The organism is Actinomadura sp. 7K507 (assembly GCF_004348425.1).
Classification (GTDB): Bacteria; Actinomycetota; Actinomycetes; order Streptosporangiales; family Streptosporangiaceae; genus Spirillospora.
Window position 1 is genome coordinate 1 of the sequence record NZ_SMKK01000537.1, and the last position, 1,063, is coordinate 1,063.

A 1,063-nucleotide genomic window follows, 5' to 3' on the forward strand; every position below is an offset into this window, starting at 1 on the left:
CTCATGCAGCGATTTGGATTGAACGTTGTGTGTGTTCAAGCCACTCGGCCTATTAGTACCGGTCGACTCCACACGTTACCGCGCTTCCATCCCCGGCCTATCAACCCAATCGTCTCTTGGGGGCCTTACACCCACAAAGGGGTGGGAGAACTCATCTCGAGGAAGGCTTCCCGCTTAGATGCTTTCAGCGGTTATCCCGACCGAACGTAGCCAACCAGCCGTGCCCCTGGCGGGACAACTGGCACACCAGAGGTTCGTCCGTCCCGGTCCTCTCGTACTAGGGACAGACCCTCTCAATTCTCCTACGCGCGCAGCGGATAGGGACCGAACTGTCTCGCGACGTTCTAAACCCAGCTCGCGTGCCGCTTTAATGGGCGAACAGCCCAACCCTTGGGACCTACTCCAGCCCCAGGATGCGACGAGCCGACATCGAGGTGCCAAACCATCCCGTCGATATGGACTCTTGGGGAAGATCAGCCTGTTATCCCCGGGGTACCTTTTAGCCGTTGAGCGACACCACTTCCACACGTAGATGCCGGATCACTAGGCCCTGCTTTCGCACCTGCTCGACACGTCCGTCTCACAGTCAAGCTCCCTTGTGCCCTTACACTCGCCACCTGATTGCCAACCAGGCTGAGGGAACCTTTGGGCGCCTCCGTTACACTTTAGGAGGCAACCGCCCCAGTTAAACTACCCACCAGGCACTGTCCCCCACCCGGATACACGGGCGCGGGTTAGACGCTCAAAACGACCAGAGTGGTATTTCACCAACGACTCCACCGACACTGGCGTGCCGGCTTCACAGTCTCCCACCTATCCTACACAAGACGCTCCAAACGCCAATGCCAAGCTATAGTGAAGGTCCCGGGGTCTTTCCGTCCTGCTGCGCGAAACGAGCATCTTTACTCGTACTGCAATTTCACCGGGCCTGTGGTTGAGACAGCGGGGAAGTCGTTACGCCATTCGTGCAGGTCGGAACTTACCCGACAAGGAATTTCGCTACCTTAGGATGGTTATAGTTACCACCGCCGTTTACCGGCGCTTAGATTCTCAGCCTCGACCC

At 57.8% G+C, this 1,063-nt stretch carries 1 rRNA gene; it reads right to left on the reverse strand.

The annotated features are described in order from the left end of the window. Nucleotides 1–31: 31 nt before the first annotated feature. Nucleotides 32–1,063 (reverse strand): 23S ribosomal RNA (locus E1285_RS45125); the annotation flags it as partial.